The sequence below is a fragment of the Staphylococcus sp. GDY8P54P genome, from assembly GCF_017892645.1.
Taxonomy (GTDB): Bacteria; Bacillota; Bacilli; order Staphylococcales; family Staphylococcaceae; genus Staphylococcus; species Staphylococcus ureilyticus.
Genome location: NZ_JAESLN010000015.1, coordinates 1 through 2,014 on the forward strand (window position 1 = coordinate 1; position 2,014 = coordinate 2,014).

3 protein-coding genes are annotated in these 2,014 nt (G+C 27.7%); 2 read left to right on the forward strand and 1 reads right to left on the reverse strand.

Annotated features, from left to right (window positions below; translation table 11 throughout):
- On the forward strand, positions 1-268 hold a 268-nt coding region (locus KA883_RS07645), incomplete at its 5' end, for a DDE-type integrase/transposase/recombinase (protein ID WP_210139939.1).
- A 73-nt stretch (positions 269-341) separates the two neighbouring features.
- Here KA883_RS07645 and KA883_RS07650 read toward each other — a convergent pair.
- The gene (locus KA883_RS07650; protein ID WP_198065349.1) at positions 342-956 is read right to left on the reverse strand and encodes a TetR/AcrR family transcriptional regulator C-terminal domain-containing protein; all 615 of its coding nucleotides are present in this window, start codon (positions 954-956) and stop codon (positions 342-344) included.
- Positions 957-1,222: 266 nt separating this feature from the next.
- Here KA883_RS07650 and KA883_RS07655 point away from each other — a divergent pair, with 266 nt between their 5' ends.
- Positions 1,223-1,885, forward strand: a complete 663-nt coding sequence (locus tag KA883_RS07655; protein WP_198065348.1) for a hypothetical protein — start codon at positions 1,223-1,225, stop codon at positions 1,883-1,885.
- Positions 1,886-2,014 lie beyond the last annotated feature (129 nt).

A 2,014-nucleotide genomic window follows, 5' to 3' on the forward strand; every position in this document is an offset into this window, starting at 1 on the left:
TTCAACGAAGGTAGCAATGGTTAAAGTAATTAAAGCTTTTAAACTTAAACCTGACTGTCATTGTACATCGAAATATCTGAATAACCTCATTGAGCAAGATCACCGTCATATTAAAGTAAGAAAGACAAGGTATCAAAGTATCAATACAGCAAAGCATACTTTAAAAGGTATTGAATGTATTTACGCTCTATATAAAAAGAACCGCAGGTCTCTTCAGATCTACGGATTTTTGCCATGCTACGAAATTAGCATCATGCTAGCAAGTTAAGCGAACACTGACATGATAAATTAGTGGTTAGCTATATTTTTTTACTTTGCAACAGAACCGGTTTGTTTATACACTATTTTTCTTTAATTTTTTCTTTAAAACCTAATAAAAGAACCTCTAATCCAAACCTAAATTCTCTTTCTAAATCCAATTGTTCAATATTATCAAATGGTAATTCATCACTTACTTTTTGGTGTAGTTTTGAGGACTTATTTTCTAAAATTCTATATTCTTCAATAACAGAAGAATTTATAAAATTATTCAACATCCATGAAGCAGAAAAGAGTTCGTTATTATCCATACCTAAGTCCTTAAATAAATTATAAATATAGGATATTAATTTTTTTCGATTTGGCATTAATGGTGGTGTTGCCTCCATAATATGTGCACTATCTTTAATAGTTAAAAGTAAATTTCTTAACTGAAAAGAAATATCTATAATTTGATCCTCAGCTTTTTTATTTAATTTAGGATACTCTATTTTATTACATATTTCATCTGCGATAAGCTCCATTAAATGTTGCTTATTCTTTATATACCAATATAAAGACGCTCCTTCTATATCTAATTCACTAGCTAAATTTCGTATTGTTAATTTTTTTAGATCGTTTTCTTTTAAAAAAACAATTGCTGCATTGACAATTGTTTTTTCCGAAAGTTGAAGAGACTCTTTTTTTCTTCTAGACATTAATAAATAAACTCCTTTAATAAACTTTACTTTTTAAGTATAACATTATCATTAAGTCAAACAACATTTGGTTGACAATACAGGATTTCGCTGTTAATCTAACAATGTTAGATTAACTGTATTTTTTTAGGAGGTGTCAAATATGACAATATCAATTGCTATAATTTCTAGTGTTACTATTATCTGTCTAACTATATTTTTAACAGCTATTTGTGTAAAAGGAATGGAAATGAGTAAGTATTGGAAGAAGGAGTCAAAAAAATAATATGAAAATCAATGAAAAAACACTTGGTGGAATCTTAGTACTAATTGGAACATTTCTTTATATACTTGCTACTATTTTTCATGGAAACCCACCAATTGAAAAAGCATCAACAGCAATACCTTTTGTGGCTGAGCAAACATTTTGGCAAACTAAACATTTTATAAACATAATTGCTATATTATTATGGCTATTTGGTTTTATTTGCATATTCTTTAATCTATCTAGACAAAGTTCGCGACTTATGGCTAAAATTGCATTAACCCAGTTTACAATTACAACAACTATTTTTGCTATCTATTTTTATATTCACGGATTTGGTTTAACGCAAATTGCAAACAAATGGCAAAATGCTCCAAGTACAGAGAAACAAAATATTTTATTGCAAGGTGATGCTATCCTTAATATTTTAGGAACAACAGCATTCATCTCTCAACTTTTTTTAGGCATATCTATTATCTTAATAGCACTTGTTTTCATATTTGAAAAAAATGTAAATAAAACGTATACGATTATAGGTATTATTATAGGATTGGGGTGGGCTATCGGGGCTTACCTTATAAATTTTGCTATTATTGTACCTTTCACTTTATTGTCTTGGGTTTGGTTAATATTACTTATTATAAACATAATGAAAAATCAGAAAAATGATTTAAAACAAAAGTAATTAATGAATAGTATTAATGGATGTCCAAATTATAAAACTAAAGTTGTTCTGTTGCAAAAAAAAAAAATATATATAACAACTAAAAAAACATGTCAGTCATCGCTTAACTTGCTAGCATGATGCTAATTT

Bases quoted from the DNA above. Each gene is read 5' to 3' on its own strand.
- KA883_RS07650 (WP_198065349.1), bottom strand. From the start codon at position 956: ATGTCTAGAAGAAAAAAAGAGTCTCTTCAACTTTCGGAAAAAACAATT.
- KA883_RS07655 (WP_198065348.1), top strand. From the start codon at position 1,223: ATGAAAATCAATGAAAAAACACTTGGTGGAATCTTAGTACTAATTGGA.